The sequence below is a fragment of the Planctomycetota bacterium genome (assembly GCA_035384565.1).
Lineage (GTDB): Bacteria > Planctomycetota > PUPC01 > DSUN01 > DSUN01 > DAOOIT01.
In genome coordinates, this window is sequence record DAOOIT010000061.1 from 16,673 (window position 1) to 33,914 (window position 17,242).

Genomic DNA, 17,242 nt, shown 5'->3' on the forward strand with positions numbered 1-17,242 from the left:
CATGTATGGGTGGATCGCGCTCCGCGCCGGGCCGCTGGAGATGTTCTTCGACCCCGCGTGGGCCTTCCTGCGCAGGATTCGGCTCGGCGGGCGCGAGGTGCTCCGCGGCATCTATGCGCCCGTGCGCGATGCAGCCTGGGGCACCGTGCCGCCCCGCGTGTCGAACCTGAAGGTCGAGAAAGGCGCCGATTCGTTCCGCCTGAACTTCGACGCCGAGTGCCGGCGGGGCGACGTTGACTTCGCCTGGCAGGGCACCATCGCGGGCGAGCCCGATGGCACGGTGCGCTTCACCTTCAAGGGCGTGGCGCGCTCGACGTTTGTGCGCCAGCGCATCGGCTTCTGCGTGCTCCATCCCATCGCCGAGTGCGCGGGCTTCCCGTGCACCATCGAGCACACCAACGGCGAGATCGAGAAGAGCGAATTCCCCACCCACATTTCGCCGCACCAGCCCTTCTTCGACGTGCGGGCGATCATCCACCGCGTCGCCGAAGGCATCGCCGCCGAGGTGCGTTGCGAGGGCGACACCTTCGAGACCGAGGACCAACGGAACTGGACCGACGCCTCGTTCAAGACCTACTGCACGCCGCTCGCCCTCCCCCGCCCCGTCGAGGTCAGAGCGGGCACGGTCGTCGAGCAGGCGGTCTCGCTCAAGCTCGATGGGGCTCTGCCGCGGGGGGCCCGCGGGAAGTCCTCCGCGTTTCCCCGATTGGTTGGCCTGCGGCTGGATGCCGACGAGCGCCGGACCCAGCCGCTTCCCTCGTTGGGCCTCTGCGTGGCCAGCCACGGCCAGCCCTTGAGCCCCAGGGAGATCGCCCGCCTGAAGGCCCTGAGCCTCTCGCACCTGCGGGTCGAACTGGCGCCCGCCGAGCCGGGCTGGCGGGAACTTCTGAGTCGCGCCAGCGCCGAGACCAAGGCTGTCGGCGCCGGGCTCGAGGTCGCCCTGTTGCTCTCCGAGCGAGCGGAGGAGGAGCTACGCACCGTGAAGGATGCGGCGGAGGCGCTTCAGCCCAGGGTGGCGCGGTGGCTCGTCTTCCCAACGGGCGAGCGCGCAGTGACGCCACCCGGCCTCGTGCCGCTGGCCCGCCGCTTCCTGACCGGGGCGCCCATCGGCGGCGGCACGAATCGCTACTTCACCGAACTCAACCGCGAACGCCCGCAGGCCCGCGAACTCGACCTCGTTGCCTACTCGTTCAACCCCCAGGTGCACACCTTTGACGAAGCCTCGATGGTGGAGTCCGTTGACGGCCAGCGCTGGACGGCGCTGAGCGCGGCGAAGTTTGTCGAGGGCCGGCCCCTGGCCCTCGGGCCGATCACCCTCAGGCCGCGAGCGAGAAGGCCGCCTGAAGGCGGGACTCCGAACGAGTTGCCGCCGAACGTGGACCCGCGTCAGGCGTCGCTGTTCGCCGCGGGCTGGACCCTCGCGAGCATCGCGGCCCTCGCCGCGCAGGGCGTGCGCAGCCTCACCTATTACGAGACCACGGGCTGGCTGGGTGTGATGGAGACCGAGCAGGGCTCGCCCCTGCCCGGGTCGTTCGCCTCCGAGCCCGGTTGCGTGTTCCCCGTCTACCACGTCCTCGCCGACCTGGGGGAGCTCGCAGGCGGCGAGGTGGCGCCCGTGGCAACCGACGCCCCGCTCTTCCTCGCAGGCCTTCTCGTGCGCAAAGCGGGCAGAATGCGGCTGGTCGTGGCCAACCTCACCGACGAGACGCTTGAGGTGCAGCTCGGCCCGCTGCCGGCCCTGACCACGCTGCACCCGCTCGACGACTCGAACGCGGCCGCGGCCTGCCGCGCACCCGAGGTCTTCCGCACCAGAGTGGGCAGGATTCTCGCCACACCGCGCGGGCCGAAGGGGTCCTCGACAATCACGCTGCCGCCCTACGGTCTCGCGCGGCTCGACGCCCGGACGTGACGTTTCAGCGCCACACATAGAGCAGGCAGGCGCTCAGCCACAGCGCCACGAAGGCGTGCAGCACGAAGCAGGGCCACAGGCTCCGCGCGCGCAGCGCCAGCACGCCCAGAATCACGCCGCCGGCGATCGAGCTGTACGTCTCGACCTCCGGCTTGCCGATGTGCAGGAGGGCGAACGGCACGGCCTGCACGACGGCGGCGAAATCGCCCAGCTTCGGCTCCAGCCCGAAGAGCAGGAAGCCGCGGTAGAAGTACTCCCAGCCGAACAGGTAGACGGCGTAGCACGCCGCATAGGCGAGGAACGCGGAGGCGCTGTCGCCTGCCGGGCGATGATGGCTGTAGTAACTCGCGAAGGCAGGATCGAGCCGCGTGATCACGAGAATCGCCGCGCCCATCCCGAGGCCGAAGAGCAGCACGTACCGCACCCACAGCCGCGCATCGCCGAACTCGAGGCCCAGTTTCACGGGATTGCGGCGCAGGACGAGCGCCGAGAACAGCGCGGCCGCCGCCGTGTAGAGCACGCCCTGCGTTACCCAGCGCTCGAGCAGCGCGTGCTCGGGCTCGGCTATGCCGAAGCGGTTGTGATAGCCCAGCGCGCACAGCACCGCCGTGGCGTAGAGCAGCAGCAGGCTCTCGCGGCAGAGCACGACGCGCTTGAGGCGTTCGAGCATGAGGGCCTCCGCAGGCACGCGAGCCGCATGCCGCTAGGACGCGGGCACGACGGGCTCGTTGGGCGACAGGCCGTCGGCGGGGTTCACCTTGGCGCCCGGCGGCGCGGGCACACGGCCGCGGAGCAGCGGGTCGTCGGTCTCGCGCATCCAGCGGTCGAGCCGGCCGCGCATCTCGTCGAGCGTTGCCGCGCAGGCGGCCTCGCCGGCCAGGTTGCAGGCCTCGTTGGGGTCGAAGGCGAGGTCGTAGAGTTGTTCGGCGGCGACGGGCCGCTGGCGCCAGCCGGCGGCGAGCCACACGTCCTTCGACGGGCTGTCATCGCAGTTGGGCATCACGCCGGTCGCCCGGCCGTCGAAGCGGCGGATGTACTTCCAGCGCCTGGTGCGCACGGCCCGCATCGGCTCGTAGGCGGCGTGGTAGGTGACCTCGGTGAAGATGGCGTCGTGAGTCTCCTCGGCCTCGCCGCGCACGAGGGGCAGCAGCGACGCGCCCTGGAGCCACGCCGGCCGCTCGATGCCCAGCAGGTCGCACACGGTGGGGAAGAGGTCCAGGTGGGTCACCATCGCGTCGCACACGCGGCCGCCCGCGAAGCCGCCGGGTCCGCGGAGGATGAGCATCACGCCGGTGCCGTGGTCCGTGAGGTTGCACTTCATGCAGGGGAAGGCGAGGCCGTGGTCGGTGGTGCAGATGACGAGCGTGTTGTCGGCGAGGCCGGCGGCATCGAGGGCATCGAACACGGCGCCCATGCCGGCATCGAGCGCGCGGGCCGAGGCCTTGAAGGAGGCCATGTCGCGCCGCGTCGCGGGCGTGTCGGGCAGCGGGTCGGGCGGGCGGCACCAGCGCGGGTCCTCGGCGGGGCCGGGCTCGCGGAAGGCGCGATGGGTCTCGTTGAAGCCCACCGAGAGGAAGAACGGCTGCGGCGGCCGGCCGCGCAGGAACTCGGCGGCCGCGGCCGACACACCTTCGGCCTTGCCGCTCGCCGGCTTGAGGATTTCGTCGTAGCCGATCACGCTGGCGTCGCGGGCCACGTGCTGCACGCCGCACAGGGTCGAGCGATAGCCCGCCTTGCGGAGGGTGTGGACGATGTGGGTGCGGTAGTCGTAGAGCGCCCATCCACGGTGGGCGAGGCCGAGCATGCCGTTGTTGTGCGGCATCATGCCGGTGAGCAGGGCCGCGCGGCTCGACGAGCACGAGGGCATGGCGCAGAAGTTCTGGCGGAACACCACGCCCTGCTCGGCGAGGCGCTGGATGTGCGGCGTGGGCACGGGATAGCCGTAGGGCTGCACGTAGCGGCCCGTGTCGTGCGAGTGGATGTAGAGGATGTTCGGGCGGGGCATCGGCCGGCCTCCTGCTGGGGGAGAGGGGCTTGCGCAGGCGCGGCCCGCATTATACGAAATGACGGGGGCGAGGCAATCGGCGCCTCGCCCCGTCCGGCGAACCATGTTCAGCCACGGCCTGCTGGCGGCTACTTCGCGGCCTCCGGCGGGAGGGCGAGTTTCTCCTTCGGCAGCGGCTTGAGGCACATGAACCAGTCGAGGCACTGGTAGTCCTTGCCTGCCTTCTCGACGCGCTCCTTGGCCATGCCGCACGAGCCGGGGGGCGGGATGATCACGTCGTCGCCGGGCTGCCAGTCGGCCGGCGTGGCGCAGGCATTGGCGTCGGAGGTCTGCATGGCGATGAGCAGCCGCTTGATCTCCTGGAAGTTGCGCCCGTTCGACAGCGGGTAGTAGATGAGCGCGCGAATCTTGGCCTTCGGGTCAATGAAGAACACGGCGCGAACCGCCTTCGTGTCGCTCGCCTGGGGCTGGAGCATGCCGAACTTCTTCGCCACCTCCATCTTGACGTCGGCGATGAGGGGGAAGGTGACCTCGACGTTCTCCATCCCCTTGTACCTGATCTTCTCCTTGATGGTGCGCAGCCAGGCGATGTGGCTGAAGTTGCTGTCGATCGAGAGACCCATGAGCTCGCAGTTCAGGGCCTTGAACTGCGGCATCATCGTGGCGAAGGTCATGAACTCGGTCGTGCACACCGGCGTGAAGTCGGCCGGGTGGCTGAAGAGGATCACCCACTTGCCCTTGAAATCGTCGGGGAACTTCACCGGCCCGGCCGTGGTCTCGGCCGTGAACGCCGGGGCGTCTTCCCCGATCAGCGGCACACGGGGCTGGTCGCCCTCCGCCGCCCAAGCCGCTCCCGCCACGAGCATGAACAATACGCCCAACACCAGCCGGCCCATGCCAATCTCCTTTGTCCGCGGAGAACCCGTCCCAAGCGCTCCCATACTCTCTATTAGGGGAGCCGGCTGTACAGAGTCAAGAGGCAGCGTTCGCGCCGGCCGCGAGCCGCCGCGCGAGGCGTGCGGCGCCCAGCGCGCCCTCGACCTCAGCCAGGCCGCAGAGAGCGTCGGGGGCGAAGGCTCTCACCGCCGCGGCGAGGGCATCGCGCATCGTCGGCTGGCTGCGCAGCACGCCGCCGGAGAGCACGACCCGCTCAACCGCCTCGGGCGGCGGCCACAGGGCGCGCGCCGCCACCTCGATGCCCCGAGCCAACTCGGCCACCGCACCCGCGATGATGGCCTTCGCCGCCTCATCGCCTGCCGCGGCCGCCTCGAAGACGATGGGCGCCACGCCCGCCACGCGGTCCTTGGCGAAGGGGCTGGCCCACGCCACCAGCGCGTCAATCCCGGCCAACCTGAGGCGCTGGGGGATGAGGGCTTCGAGAAGCGATTTCGGCCCGCGGCCGTCGGCCGAGCGCGCGGCAGCACGCAGGGCGCGGTGGCCGATGTCGAAGCCGCTCCCCTCGTCGCCCAGCAGCGGCCCGCGGCCGCCGACGAACCTCTCTGCTCCGTCGGCCCGTCGGGCGTAGACGAGCGACCCCGTGCCGCACACGGCCAGGATGCCCGTGCCGTCGGGGCTGCCCGCGGCCAGGCCCGCGGCCGCGTCGTGCGTGATAAGCGCGGGGCAACCGAGGCCAAGCTTGCGGACGAAGCCGCGCCAGGCCCTGCGGTCTTCCTCAGCGCGGACGCCCGAGACGCAGAGCGCGGCGGCCGCCAAGTCCCCGGCGGCGATGCGGCTGGCGGTGAGCAACGCGCCCGCTAGCTCGGCGAGTGCGCCCCACGCTGCCTTGCTCCCGACGGCATGGACGTTGGTTGGGCCGCCGACGTGGCGCGCCACGATGTCGAGCGCCTCGCCAGTCAAGACGCCGGTTGTCTTTGTCGCGCCACCTTCGATGCCGAGGAAGAAGGCTCTTGTCACGGCGTCACTTTCTCGCTAGTGTCCACGAACAGGCCGTGGAGGGCGCTGTCCTCGGGCTTCTTGTCGTTCCGCTCGCCGGGGGCGAGCACCTGGCCGTTCGGGCGGCCCGAGGAGTAGAAGTCGGCGCCGCCCCCCGCGTCGAGGAGGAGCGACCAACTGAAGCACCCTGTCTCGGCGTAATGGTAGCTGTTGCCTGCGGAGCAGCCGTGGACGGCGCCGCCGCGGGCTACGTAGCGGTCGGTGCCGTCGAGGTCAACGAGCCAGCCGATGGCTTGCATGGCGGCCGAGCCTTGGGCGAGGCCCTCGGCTTGATAGGAATCGTTGCCGCCGCGGTCAATGAGCAGGCCCGCCGCAATGTCCCAGGCGGCGCCCTGGCAGGCGGCGCACATGGCCCAGTAGGTGTCGTCGCCCGCGTCGTCGGCCAGGATGCCGATGGCCTGGTGGCAGCCGAAGCCCTGGCCGTAGCGGTTGCCGTAGTAGAGGTCGTTGCCGCTGCGGTCGTAGAGGATGCCGAGCGCCCAGTAGTAGGCGCCGCCCTGGGCGAACTCGCCGGCCTCGTAGCGGTCGTCGCCGCCGAGGTCGGCCAGCACCCCGATGGCGCCGCTCTCGTACATGCGGAAGCCGAAGCCCATGCCCTGGCTGTACGAGGCGAAGACGGCCGGGGTGTCGTAGACCGAGCCTTTCGGGCCGTTGGCGCGATAGAGGTCGTTGCCGCCAACGTCGAGGAGGAGGCCGAAGCCGCGCGGCCCGCCGACCCCTTCGCTGAGGTACTCAGCGATATAGGTGTCGGAGCCGCCGAGGTCGAGGATCGCCCCCACGCCGTAGACCCCCGCGCCGAGCGACCAAGTGGTGCCCGCGTAGGTGTCGTTGCCGGCGAGGTCGGCCAGGATGCCAACTCCCATCACCCCCACGCCGCAGGAGCGGGCCTTGCCCTCATAGCGGTCGTTGCCCGCCACGTCAACGAGGATGCTGATGCCCAGCGTGGCGCTGGCCGGGCCGCCCTCGTACTTGTCGTTTCCTGCAAAGTCCACCACGACCTGAATGGGCGGGCGCTCGTCCGATGAGTAGTGATAGACGTCGTCGCCGCCGGGGTCAATCACCACATCGAGCTTCGACAGGTCGTAGCGGTTCGGGCCGGGGCCGCCGAACACGATCCAGCGTCCGTCGGCCTGCTCGGCGGCCAGGATGTCGCCCTCAACGATTCCCCGCAGCTTTCGGGGGGGCCGCACGGTGGGGGTCTCCTTCGCCGGCGGCTTGCCGGGGCGCAGGACCTCCGCCAGCCCGGCCGCGGCATCGAGGAGGGCCTGGTGGTCCACGTCCATGCTCGCGCGGAGGGCCGCCAGGATGCGGGCGGGGTCGGGGTGCGACATCAGGTAGTGCTCGGCCGCGGCGTAGTCGAGGACCTCGTGCAGGTCTTTCGCCAGCGCCTTCTGCCGCTTGGCGGGAATCCTGGCGAACGCCTGGTCGCGAAGGCTTGAGACCTCGGCCAAGCGGGCCTTCATCCAGGCGATGGCCTTCGCGGGGTCGGAGAAATCGGCTGCCGTAGCCACAAGCGTCCCGCTTGTGGGCTGGTCCGCAACAGGGGCGGTTGCGGCTACGGGGGGCGGGGCCAGGTCGAGGTTCTCCGCGGCGCGCAGAAAGACCTCGCGTGGATCGCCGGGCACTTTGCCCAGCGGGTCGGTGATGAGCTTCTGAAGCTCCGGCAGGCGCGTCGGGTGATAGAAGCCCGCGGCGACGCGCGAGAGGCTGTTCGCCCCGAAGTCCTCCGTCTGCGTGTCGGCGAGATACTTCTTCAGCTTGTCGAGCGGCTCGCGGAGCTTGTGTTGCTCGATGAGCGGGTCGAGGAGCTTCTCCAGGGGCGTGGGGTCCTTCCCCTCAAGAAGACCGCCTGAAGGCGGCACTACGAACGGGCGACGGAAGGCGATAGGCCCCGACCAGTCGGCCTTCGAGGCGAGGACGACCTTGAGCGTCTTCTCCTCGCCGCCCTTGCCGGGCTCGGGCACCGCGGTGTCCTCTTTGCCCTTGGTGACGCGCACATGCAGTTCGATGGCATCGCCAGGCTTCGAGCGGGCGAGGAGTTCGTCGAACGCCTTCTTCCCCATCGGCTTGCCGTTGACGGCCAGAATGATGTCGCCGCGGTTGAGGAAGGGCGACGTGAAGGTCTTGCCCTTCAGCGGCCCGGGCATCACCCAGCCCACGAGCATCCCGCCCGTCTCCGCGTGGTCCCGGCAGAAGAGGCCGATGTAGGCCTGCTCGGTCAGGGGGCGCTCGGCGGCACGGCCGCAGGGGGACAGGAGCGATAGGACGAATAGGGCGGGTATGACCGGGCGGAGCATGGCGGCCCTCCCCTAATGCGGAGCTTCGAGCTTGACCTTCGCCAGGTAGATGCTGGTCTTGCCCTCGTGGCTGGAGTAGTAGCTGATCCAGAGCAGGCCGTCGTGAATGACCATGCCGGCGTAGCTCGTGTCGCCGCCAGAGGGGAGGGTGAGGATTTCGGTGAGGCGGCCGCCCTCGGGGTCGAGCGAGCAGAGGCCGGTGCGAACCTTCTTGTCGTAGAGGCGGACGGTGGCGAGGAAGCGCCCGTCGGGCAGGCGAATCATCTTCGGGCCGCCAATCTGCACGCCCAGGTCGCGCCACACCCAGCCCGTGTACGGCGGCTTCGAGACGCCGAGCTGGGCCGAGGACGGCTTGCCGTCGCGGCGGAGGAGGCAGTAGCACGCGTCGTCGGGCGCGAAGACGAGCGAGGTCTCGTTCGCATAGGTGCCGCCGGGGAGGAGGTCGTCGGCGAGCGTCTCCCATTCCTTCCCTCTTCCATCGCTCGTGTGGTAGAGGCGAATGAGGTGTTTGCCCCCGCAGGCGTAACCGATGCCGTAACCGACGCCCTTGTGCCAGGTGACGCTCCACATCCAGAGATTGGGGTCGGCGACCTTGTTCGGCTCGCCCCATGCCTCGCCGTCGGGCGAGAGCCACGTAACGCTCTGGTGCGTCTGCCCGCCGACGGGCTTGACGAAGCGGACGGCGCCGTTGAGCATCAACTGGCCGCCGGCCGTGACCGAGAGCTTGGCGTCGCGCACGTCCCCGCCGTCCCACGCCATCCGCGCGACCGACTTCCACTCCTGCCCGTCGGCCGACGCGAGGACGCGGAGGGCGCCGGTGTCGCACACGTGGCCCTTGCCCTCGCGGAAGGCGCAGAACCAGCGGTCCTTGAAGCGGATGAGGTCGGTGAAGGCGTTGTGGGGCGCCTGGTCCCAGATTCTCCGCACCTCGACGAGCGTGGCCACGGGCGCATCTCCTGCTGAGACGAGGGGGTGCCAGCCGAGGACTGCGATAGCCAGCATCGTGCACTTCATGGTGGTCTCCCAGCCTGGGGGGGCTTGCCGTGACGGCCTTCGGGCGCCTCTCACCGGCATTCTACACTTTCCTGAGCCGCGGGCAAGAGGGGCGGGGAGATGGGCATCTCCCGGGCGAAAAAAAATCACGAAAATCCGGAATTCGGGCCCTTATTTGCGCAGGGGCATTGCCATTGTACTGGTGGCGAAGACCGGAGACCTGTCGCAGCGGGCTGGGAAAGACAAAGTGTGATGTAAGCAATTGCAGCATATACACTTCGGAGGCGAGGAGGCCCACAGCCGGCAATGGGGGCCTCGTTGCCTCGTACGGACGCCGCTCGGCGACGGCCCAGTAGGCCCCAGATTCCATGACCGACCGGCTGCCAAAGGAGGGGTGAAACGACACTCTGTGTCGCTTTCCCGGGGCGCAGGGCCGGGGCGCCCGCCCCTCGCACCCGAGCGGAGCCGGAGGCGGCCCAGTAGGCCCCAGACCCCATGACCCACCGGCCGCCGCACGCGTTCTTTGACAATCCGGTTTCCTGAGATGGTTTCTAAGGGCGGACGGCTCGACCACAAGCCTGGGGCGTCACGGTGACCGCGTGACGTGACGCCCCAGGCCCGGCCGGGGGCGGTCCGCCGCTTGACAACCCCGCCGTGGCGGCTACCATGCCGTGAGACCCAGGAGGCCCCGCCATGCAATGCGTCGGCAACGAGATTCTCTACTTCGAGACCGGCCCGGGCAATCCCGTGACGCACCGGGTGAGGCCCGGCGAGACGTTCGAGGTGCAGACGCAGATCAACGCCGGGCCGTGGCTCGACAAGCTGCCGCCTGAGGAACAGGAGGGTTGGCGCAAGAAGCTGTGCGGCGGCAACCCGGCCAGCGGCTGCATCTTCGTCGAGGGCGCCAGGCCCGGCGACATGCTGAGCGTCGAGATCGGCGACATCGCGGTGGACCCCATCGGCTACACCAGGTTCGGCGGCGGCACCGACGCGACGCCCCGCGGCTTGGCCTGCGGGCCGTGCGAAAAGGAGGTCCAGATCACCGAGGACGGCATTCGCTGGAGCGAATCCCTCACGCTCCCGCTCCGCCCCATGCTCGGCTTCGTGGGCGTGGCCCCCGCGCGCGAGCGGCTCCACAACGGCTGGGCGGGCGTCTGGGGCGGCAACCTCGACGCGCAGGAGGTCACCACCGGCGCGACCCTGCACCTCCGCGTCCAGTGCCCGGGCGCGCTCCTCCACGTGGGCGACATGCACGCGATTCAGGGCGACGGCGAAATCTGCGGCGCCGGCGGCATCGAGGCCGGCGGACGCGTCCTGCTCACCTGCCGCCTCACCTCGCCTGCGCCCAAGTCGCTCCGCTTCCCCCGCTTCGAGAACGCCACGCACATCGGCGTCTTCGCCCTCGCGCGGCCCGCCGAGGACGCCTTTCGCATCGCCCTGGCCGAGCTGATCGCCTGGCTTGAGGAATCCTATGCCATGCCGCGCACCGAGGCATACATGCTCCTCGCCCAGGTCCTCGAGGCCCGGGCCACCGAATTCGTCAACCCCCAGTTCACCTACGTCGCCAGGATTGCCCGGCGCTTCCTGCCCCGGTAGAGGCGGCAGAGCCGTGTGGAGCGGTTTCGCCAACCATGGCCTTCCGGTATAATCAGGCTGGCAGGCCGGCTTCCTACTACGGAGACCTACCTTGATGCTTCGGGCCCCTGCGGGCGTTGTCACGATGCTCCTGGCTTCGACCCTGCTCGCCGCCGACTGGCCGCAGTGGGGCGGGCGCGACTGCCGCAACATGGCCTCGGACGAGAAGGGCATCCCCGAGTCGTTCGACCCCGGCCAGAAGAAGGAGGGCGGGAGCGAGGTTGACCCCGCCACGACGAAGAACATCCAGTGGGCCGCCCGCCTCGGCACAGAAACCTATGGCAACCCCACCGTCTCCGGCGGCAGAGTCTTCGTCGGCACCAACAACGGGGCCCCCCGCGACCCACGCCTCAAAGGCGACCGCAGCATTCTGATGTGCCTCGAGGAGGCCACGGGCAAGTTCCTCTGGCAACTCGCCGTCTCCAAATACCCCGGCTACCGGAGCTGGAACGGCGACTACCAGGGCCTTGGCATCTGCTCCTCGCCCACCGTCGAGGGCGACCGCGTTTACGTGGTCACGAACCGCGATGAAGTGCTGTGCCTCGATGTGAACGGCCTGGCCAACGGCAACGACGGGCCGTTTCAGGACGAAGGGGAGTACATCGCGGCCCAGAGGCGCCGCAAGCCCGGCAAGCAGCCGCCAGGGGCCAAGCCCGACGAGAAGCCCGAAGAGCCCGTGAAGCCGATCGAGCTGACGCCCACCGACGCCGACATCCTCTGGCGCTACGACATGATCGCCGAACTTGACGCCTGGCCCCAGGACGCCTCGGCGTGCTCCGTGCTCGTCCACGGCGACCTCGTTTACGTGAACCCCTCGAACGGCGTGGACCTCTCGCACAAGAACATCCCCTCGCCCCAGGTGCCGACCATCATCGCCCTCGACAAGCGGACGGGCAAGCTGGTGGCGACGGATGAAGAGAAGATCGGGCCGACGCTCTTCCACGGCACCTGGTCCTCGCCCTCTCTCGCCGAGGTGAACGGCCGGAAGCTGCTGCTCTTCGGCGCCGGCGACGGCTTCGTCTACGCCTTCGACCCCACGCCCGTCGAGGTCCCGGGCAAGCCGCTCAAGGTGCTCAAGACCGTGTGGAAGTGCGACGCCAATCCGCCTGAGTATCGGATGCGCGACGGCAAGAAGCTGCCCTACAACAAGAACGCCGAAGGCCCCAGCGAGATCACCGGCACCGTCGTCTGCCACAACAACCGCGTCTACGTCACCATCGGCCAGGACACCCGCCACGGCGCCGGCAAGGGTTGCCTCACGTGCATTGACGCCACCAAGGCAGGCGACATCAGCACGACCGGCATCCTCTGGCGCTACACCGGCATCAACCGCTCGATGGCCACCCCCTCCGTCGCCGACGGCCTGGTGTTCGCCGCCGACTACGTGGCGACGGTTCATTGCGTGGACGCCGAGACGGGCAAGGCCTACTGGACGCACGAGACGGGCGGCCGCGACTGCATGGGCTCGACCTTCGTGGCCGACGGCAAGGTGTGGTTCGGCAACAAGAACGGCAAGCTCACGGTGCTGGCGGCGGGCAGGGAGAAGAAGCTCCTGGCCGAGATCAGCCTCCGCACCCCCATCCACGCCACGCCCATCGTCGCCAACGGCGTCCTCTACGTCGCCTGCAACAACTACCTCTACGCGGTTGCCGCGAGCCAGGGTACCGGGAAGTGAGCACATCGGGGTGCGCCCCCGTCCCTAAGGTTCCAATACCTTCGGGAGGATAAGGCTGAGACCCGGCCGCCGCAGGGGACACGCCTGTGCGAGGAACCTCCCGAAGGTATTGGAACCTTCGGGAGGGGCTGGGTCCGTTCTCAACGGTCTGGCAAGGAGTAAAGAATGGCGGATGGGCTTCGCATGGGCTACGTCGGCTGCGGGTTCATGGCGCAGAAGGTGCATATCCCCAACATTCTGTCGCTCGATGGGGTGGAGCTTGCAGCCATCGCCGAGCTGAGGCCCAAGCTGGGCCGATTGGTGCAGGAGCGCTTCCGCATCCCGAAGCTCTACGCCAGCCACGCCGAGCTGGCGAAGGACGCCTCCATCCAGGCGGTCGGGGTCTCGGGGCACTTCTACGCCCAGGGCGAGATAGCGATTGACCTGCTGCTGGCGGGTAAGGATGTGTTCATGGAGAAGCCGATGGCGGTGAGCGTGGAGCAGGCCGAACGCATCCTCGACGCCGAACGCCGCAGCGGCAAGCGGCTGATGGTGGCCTACATGAAACGCTACGACGCGGGGAACGTGCTGGTGAAGAAGCTGGTCGCCGACGCCCGCGCGAGCGGCGAGATGGGCAAGCTGCGCTTCGTGCGCAACCACGGCTTCTGCGGCGACTGGACCGCCGGCCTGGACACGCCGATGGAGAAGACCGATGAGCCGTATCCCGTCGTCCAGCCCAAGTACCCCGCCTGGCTGCCCGAGAAGCACGTCAACGGCTACCTCGGCTACCTCCAGCAGTACACGCACAACGTCAACCTCGTCCGCTGGTTCCTTGATGCGGGGGGCGACGTGAAGGTGAAGGCTGTGGAGCTTGACCGCGAGCGCGGCTACTTCGGCGTCGTCGTCCTGGAGGTCGCGGGCGTCCAGACAGTCATCGAATCGGGCGCCGTGGCCTACCACGGCTGGGAGGAGCACACGCAGCTCTACTTCGAGGGCGGCTGGATACGCACCGAGGCCCCGCCGCTGCTGCTTCGCAACGTGCCGGCCACGGTGGAGGTCTACCGCGGCAACACGCCGGCGAAGGTGGCCACTCACACCTTTCCCGAGGGCGGGCGCGAATGGTCCTACAGGGCCGAGATGCGGCACTTCATCGAGTGCGTGCGCACCGGCGCACCGTTCCGTTCCCCCGCCTCCGACACGCTGGAGGATGTGCGGACCTTCGAGGCGATCTACCAGAGGCACCTGGCGCGCCTGGCCACATAGCGGAGACAGGAATGCTCGTCACCGACCTCAATGCGTTGCCCCTGCGCGAGTTGTTCGGCTGCAAGGCCCACGTGGTGCACTCGCAGTGCATGACCTTCGTGCACTGGCGCTTCGAGCCGGGCCAGGTGATCGCCCCCCACGCGCACCCGCACGAGCAGGTGGCCACGGTGATCGCGGGCGATCTGGAGCTGACCGTGGGAGAAGACACCCGGCGCCTCGGCCCGGGGTGCGTGGCCGTGGTCCCCCCCAACGTTGCGCACACGGCGAGAGCGCTCTCAGCCTGCTACGTCATTGATGCCTTCTATCCCGTGCGCGAGGACTACCGTTGAGGTTTGACCGCGAGGCGGCCAGACGCTACAATTTGCGGGTGAGAAGCGCGAGGTCGGTCTATGGCTAAGCCGCTCGGGGCACGAGCGCGGGTCGTCTTCCGCGGCCAGGTTCAAGGGGTGGGGTTCCGTTACACCGCGCGCCGCGCGGCCGAATCGTTCGCCGTGACCGGCTACGTGCAGAATGAGCCCGACGGCTCGGTCGAGCTGGTGGCCGAAGGCGAACGGGACGAGATCGAGGCCTTTCTCGGCGCCGTCGCGCGCGAGATGGCGCCTTACATCCGCTCGAGGGAGGTGACCTGGAGTGTCGCGACCGGAGAGTTCCACGGGTTCGGCGTCCGCCACACCTGGTGAACTCCGCCGGGTTGCGGCCTGGAACAAGGGTGCCCACCGTTGCGGTACTGCGTGCTGGGGGATGTCCACGGGAACCTCGAGGCCCTCGAAGCCGTCGTGGCGGACGCGCGGCGGCACGGAGCCGAACGCTTCGCCTGCGTCGGCGACATCGTGGGCTACGGCGCCAGCCCCTCGGAATGCGTAGACCGCGTGCAGAGCCTCACGACTCAGATCGTCGCGGGCAACCACGACTGCGCCGTGGTCGAGCGCACCGACCTCGAGTACTTCAACCCCTTCGCCCGCGACGCCGTGGTGTGGACCCGCCGCCAGCTCTCGCCGCAGGACAAGAGCTTCCTCCACGAGCTGCCGCTGACGCTGAAGGTGAACGATCTGATGATCGCGCACGCGACGCTCTACCAGCCGGCGCTGTTCGGCTACATCGAGAGCGACTTCTCGGCGCGCCAGTCCTTCCGCGCCATGGACGGCAACCTGGCCTTCGTCGGCCACTCCCACGTTCCCGTCGTGTTCTTCTACGACCCCGTGAAGGACCTGGTCCTCTACACCAAGGACCTTCACATAGACCTCGATGGCACGGCCAAGGTGATCGTCAACGTGGGCAGCGTGGGGCAGCCGCGCGACGAGGACCCGCGCGCGTGCTACGCGCTCTACGACAGCTCGCGTCACACGATCACCATCCGCCGTGTGGAGTACAACGTCGAGGCCGCGAAGCGCAAGATCCTCGCGGCCGATCTGCCCGACGTGCTGGGCCGCCGGCTCCTCTTCGGACGCTGATCGGATGAGAACCCACGTGGCCTACGGCCGGGGCCGGCTCGAGCTTCGGCTGCCGCCGGACGCCTGCGAGCTGCGCACGCGCCCCGTCGAGGCCCTGGCTCGGCCCGCCGAGGCGCTCGCCGAAGCCCTCCGGAATCCCATCGGCTGCCCGCCCCTGCGCCAGCTCGCCGCGGGCCGTCGCCACGCCTGCCTCGTCGTCTCCGACATCACCCGGCCCGTGCCGTACCGCGTCCTGCTGCCGCCGCTGCTCGCCGCGCTCGAGGGCGCCGTCGAGCGCGTCTCTCTGCTCGTTGCCACAGGCACCCACCGCCCGAGCACGGCCGAGGAGAAGCTCGAAATGTTCGGCCCCGAGGTCGTCGCGCGCTATCCCATCGTGGACCACGACTCGCGCGACCCCGCGCAGCTCGTCGCCCTGGAGCGCCGCCCGTCCAGCGGCACCCAGGTGTGGCTGAACCGCCTCTACCTCGAGGCCGATCTGCGCATCCTCACGGGCCTCGTCGAGCCGCACTTCATGGCCGGCTACTCGGGCGGGCGCAAGGCCATTTGCCCCGGGCTGGCCGACCTGCGCACGATCCAGAAGCTCCACGGCCCTCGCTTCCTCGAGGACCCGCGGGCCGCCAGCGGCGTGCTGGAGGGCAACCCCTGCCACCGCGAGGCCAGCGAGATCGCTCACATGGCCGGCGCCGACTTCACTGTCAATGTGGCCCTCGACCTCCAGCGCCGCATCGTCGGCCTGTTCGCGGGCCACCTCGACGCGGCCTTCGACGCCGCCGTGGCCCGGGTAGACAGCTTCTGCCGCGCCGCCGTCCCCGCCCCCGCCGACATCGCGGTGACCTCGGGCGGCGGCTACCCGCTCGACAAGACCTTCTACCAGGCCGTGAAAGGCATGGTCGCGGCCTTGCCCGTCGTGCGCCCGGGGGGGGTCGTCCTCCTCGCCGCCGAGTGCCGCGAGGGCATCGGCAACCGGGAATACGCCGAGCTGCTCTTCCGATACGACGGGCGCCACGCGGACTTCCTCCGCGACATCGCCGCGCGCGACGAGGTGCTCCAGGACCAGTGGGAGTTCGAAGAGCAGTGCAAGGTGCTGGCCAGGGTGGGGGTGGAGGGCCTGGTGGTCTGCTGCGGCGGCATCGAACGCGGCACGCTCCGGCGTCTCTCGGTCACGCCTGCCGCCGATCTGTGCGGCGAGGCCGACCCGCAGCGGCAGCTCCAGGGCGCGCTCGATGCGCTCCTGCGGCGCCGCCCCGCCGCGCGCGTCGCCGCCCTGCCCGATGGGCCCTACATTCTTGCTGAAGTGGATCCCCGCTAGGAGCCTGTCCAGGAATCCCCGTGGGCTGCGTTGCCGGCGTCAGCGGGCTGGATGCGAGGCGCGGCGACGCAGGCGATGCCCTGGAATGCATCGCCTTCTCCTCGCTCCTTGCGTGTGGCCCGAATCGGCGGCGTCGCAGCCTCGCGCGGATTCTCGGACAGGCTCCTAGCCCAGCCGTTTCAGGGCCTCGGCCGCGTCGCGGTCGCCCCGGCGGCTCGACACGCGGTACCACTGGCGCGCCTTCTCGAGGTCCTTCGGCACCCCCTCGCCGTGCTCGTAGGCGTGGGCGAGCCAGAACGCCGCGGTCGGACAGCCCTGGTTCGCCGCCTGCTGGTAGAAGGGGATCGCCTTCGCGTAGTCCTGCTCGACCCCGTGGCCGTTGCGATAGCAGTAGCCCACGTCGCACAACCCGCTGTTGTGCCCCTGGGCCGCGGCCGCGCGGTACCACTTCAGCGCCTCGGCATAGTCGCGCTCGACGCCGTTGCCCTCGTAGTAGACACAGCCCAGCTCGTACTGGGCATTGGCGTCGCCGGCCTCGGCCCGACGACGCAAGGCGGCGACGTGGGATGGCTCGCTCTTCGGCATAAGGGTCTCCTTCGGCAAACCGGCGGCTGCGGCGCTTGCCTCCCGAGTTCACGTCCATTCTAGCCTCGAACCGGTCGTGACTCAAGCTCCGGGTCCACGCCGGGTGCGGGCCGGAATTGTAGGCAGGGTGATTGTCTCTGGAGCCTGAAGGGCTCGCATGGGATAGCCCAGGGCAACGCCCTGGGTTC

Annotated in this window: 15 protein-coding genes; 8 read left to right on the plus strand and 7 right to left on the minus strand. The window is 69.4% G+C overall.

Annotated elements, in window-relative coordinates; genetic code table 11:
* The first annotated feature begins 1 nt into the window (after window position 1).
* Window positions 2–1,909 carry a hypothetical protein gene (locus tag PLE19_18780; protein ID HPD16998.1) on the plus strand — a complete coding sequence of 636 codons (1,908 nt, stop codon included), beginning with the start codon at window positions 2–4 and terminating at the stop codon, window positions 1,907–1,909.
* A 4-nt stretch (window positions 1,910–1,913) separates the two neighbouring features.
* Here the strand turns inward: PLE19_18780 and PLE19_18785 are convergent, their stop codons facing one another.
* The 6 genes from PLE19_18785 to PLE19_18810 form a co-directional block, all read right to left on the minus strand.
* Complete coding sequence (locus PLE19_18785) at window positions 1,914–2,579, minus strand: type II CAAX endopeptidase family protein (protein ID HPD16999.1); 666 nt, start codon at window positions 2,577–2,579, stop codon at window positions 1,914–1,916.
* A 33-nt stretch (window positions 2,580–2,612) separates the two neighbouring features.
* On the minus strand, window positions 2,613–3,914 hold the full coding sequence (locus tag PLE19_18790; GenBank protein ID HPD17000.1) for a sulfatase: 1,302 nt from the start codon (window positions 3,912–3,914) through the stop codon (window positions 2,613–2,615).
* Between the two features lie 128 nt (window positions 3,915–4,042).
* On the minus strand, window positions 4,043–4,732 hold the full coding sequence (locus PLE19_18795; GenBank protein ID HPD17001.1) for a peroxiredoxin: 690 nt from the start codon (window positions 4,730–4,732) through the stop codon (window positions 4,043–4,045).
* Window positions 4,733–4,886: 154 nt separating this feature from the next.
* Window positions 4,887–5,828, minus strand: a complete 942-nt coding sequence (locus tag PLE19_18800) for a BadF/BadG/BcrA/BcrD ATPase family protein (GenBank protein HPD17002.1) — start codon at window positions 5,826–5,828, stop codon at window positions 4,887–4,889.
* On the minus strand, window positions 5,825–8,164 hold the full coding sequence (locus PLE19_18805) for a hypothetical protein (protein ID HPD17003.1): 2,340 nt from the start codon (window positions 8,162–8,164) through the stop codon (window positions 5,825–5,827). The genes PLE19_18800 and PLE19_18805 overlap by 4 nt, the downstream gene beginning before the upstream one ends.
* A gap of 12 nt (window positions 8,165–8,176) precedes the next feature.
* The gene (locus tag PLE19_18810) at window positions 8,177–9,178 is read right to left on the minus strand and encodes an exo-alpha-sialidase (protein ID HPD17004.1); all 1,002 of its coding nucleotides are present in this window, start codon (window positions 9,176–9,178) and stop codon (window positions 8,177–8,179) included.
* Between the two features lie 672 nt (window positions 9,179–9,850).
* Between PLE19_18810 and PLE19_18815 the strand changes: the two genes are divergently transcribed.
* The 7 genes from PLE19_18815 (at window position 9,851) to larA (ending at window position 16,469) form a co-directional block, all read left to right on the plus strand.
* A complete protein-coding gene (locus PLE19_18815) occupies window positions 9,851–10,753 on the plus strand; it encodes an acetamidase/formamidase family protein (protein HPD17005.1) in 903 nt (300 codons plus the stop codon).
* A 94-nt stretch (window positions 10,754–10,847) separates the two neighbouring features.
* The gene (locus PLE19_18820; GenBank protein ID HPD17006.1) at window positions 10,848–12,467 is read left to right on the plus strand and encodes a PQQ-binding-like beta-propeller repeat protein; all 1,620 of its coding nucleotides are present in this window, start codon (window positions 10,848–10,850) and stop codon (window positions 12,465–12,467) included.
* Between the two features lie 165 nt (window positions 12,468–12,632).
* A complete protein-coding gene (locus tag PLE19_18825; protein ID HPD17007.1) occupies window positions 12,633–13,709 on the plus strand; it encodes a Gfo/Idh/MocA family oxidoreductase in 1,077 nt (358 codons plus the stop codon).
* A gap of 11 nt (window positions 13,710–13,720) precedes the next feature.
* Window positions 13,721–14,038 (plus strand): cupin domain-containing protein, encoded by a 318-nt coding sequence (locus tag PLE19_18830; protein ID HPD17008.1) that lies wholly within the window; start codon window positions 13,721–13,723, stop codon window positions 14,036–14,038.
* Window positions 14,039–14,098: 60 nt separating this feature from the next.
* The gene (locus PLE19_18835; GenBank protein HPD17009.1) at window positions 14,099–14,389 is read left to right on the plus strand and encodes an acylphosphatase; all 291 of its coding nucleotides are present in this window, start codon (window positions 14,099–14,101) and stop codon (window positions 14,387–14,389) included.
* Between the two features lie 39 nt (window positions 14,390–14,428).
* Entirely contained in the window at window positions 14,429–15,160 is a 732-nt protein-coding gene (locus PLE19_18840; GenBank protein ID HPD17010.1) for a metallophosphoesterase family protein, read from the plus strand.
* 4 nt (window positions 15,161–15,164) lie between these two features.
* On the plus strand, window positions 15,165–16,469 hold the full coding sequence (gene larA, locus PLE19_18845) for a nickel-dependent lactate racemase (GenBank protein ID HPD17011.1): 1,305 nt from the start codon (window positions 15,165–15,167) through the stop codon (window positions 16,467–16,469).
* Window positions 16,470–16,634: 165 nt separating this feature from the next.
* On the opposite strand, the gene PLE19_18850 is transcribed toward larA, so the two are convergent.
* Window positions 16,635–17,054: a tetratricopeptide repeat protein gene (locus tag PLE19_18850; GenBank protein ID HPD17012.1), complete on the minus strand. Its 420-nt coding sequence runs from the start codon at window positions 17,052–17,054 to the stop codon at window positions 16,635–16,637.
* Window positions 17,055–17,242: the final 188 nt, after the last annotated feature.